Here is a 1,306-nt window from a genome sequence, read left to right on the forward strand (position 1 = left end):
CTTGGTGAACAGCTCGATCTGCGCGATCACCTGGTTGGAGAAGGAGTTCGACATGACGAACGACGGGTGGCCCGTCGCGTTGCCCAGGTTCATCAGGCGGCCCTCGGACAGCACGATGATCGTGCGGCCCGACGGGAAGATCCACTCGTCGACCTGCGGCTTGATGTTGTTCTTGCGGATGCCCGGGTAGCGCTGCAGACCGGCCATGTCCAGCTCGTTGTCGAAGTGACCGACGTTGCCCAGGATCGCCTGGTGCTTCATCTGCGCCATGTGCTCGACCGTCACGACGTCCTTGTTACCGGTCGTGGTGATGATGATGTCCGCGATCGGCAGCACCGTCTCCAGCTTCGCGACCTGGTAGCCGTCCATCGCCGCCTGCAACGCGCAGATCGGGTCGATCTCGGTGACGATCACGCGGGCGCCCTGGCCGCGCAGCGACTCCGCCGAGCCCTTGCCCACGTCGCCGTAACCGCAGACGACGGCGACCTTGCCGCCGATCAGGACGTCGGTGCCGCGGTTGATGCCGTCGATCAGCGAGTGACGGATGCCGTAACGGTTGTCGAACTTCGACTTCGTCACCGCGTCGTTGACGTTGATCGCCGGGAAGAGCAGGTCACCAGCGGCGGCCAGCTGGTACAGGCGCATCACGCCCGTCGTGGTCTCCTCCGTCACGCCGCGGATGCCCTCGGCGATGTTCGTCCACTTCTTGCCATCGGCCGCCAGCGAGTTGCGCAGCGTCTCCAGGACGATCTGCCACTCTTCCGGGTCATCGGCTTCAGCCGACGGGACGACACCGGCCGCCTCGTACTGCACGCCCTTGTGGACGAGCAGCGTGGCGTCGCCGCCGTCGTCGAGGATCATGTTCGGGCCCTTGCCGTCGGGCCAGGTGAGCATCTGCTCGGCGGTCCACCAGTACTCCGGCAGGGTCTCGCCCTTCCACGCGAAGCAGGCGACCCCCTTGGGCTCCTCCTCCGTCCCGTGCGGGCCGACGACCACGGCGGCGGCCGCGTGGTCCTGCGTCGAGAAGATGTTGCAGGACGCCCAGCGCACCTCCGCGCCCAGGTCAACCAGGGTCTCGATCAGAACAGCCGTCTGGATCGTCATGTGCAGCGAGCCCGAGATGCGGGCGCCCTTGAGCGGGTACACCCCGGAGTACTCGCGGCGGAACGCCATGAGGCCGGGCATCTCGTGCTCGGCCAGACGGATCTCCTTGCGGCCGAACTCGTGGAGTGACAGATCGGCCACTGCGAAGTCAATGCCGTTGCGGGTCTGCAACCGTTCCGCGGTCATCGCGAAGTCCTCCAAG

General features: G+C 66.3%; 1 protein-coding gene. It reads right to left on the minus strand.

What is annotated here, in order from left to right:
• Window positions 1-1,290, minus strand: a 1,290-nt coding sequence (ahcY, locus tag ACH413_RS48310; protein WP_396426274.1) for an adenosylhomocysteinase, incomplete at its 3' end; no start/stop codon positions are given.
• Between the last annotated feature and the right edge of the window lie 16 nt (window positions 1,291-1,306).

This window comes from Lentzea sp. NPDC020367, from assembly GCF_044387305.1.
Taxonomy (GTDB): domain Bacteria; phylum Actinomycetota; class Actinomycetes; order Mycobacteriales; family Pseudonocardiaceae; genus Lentzea.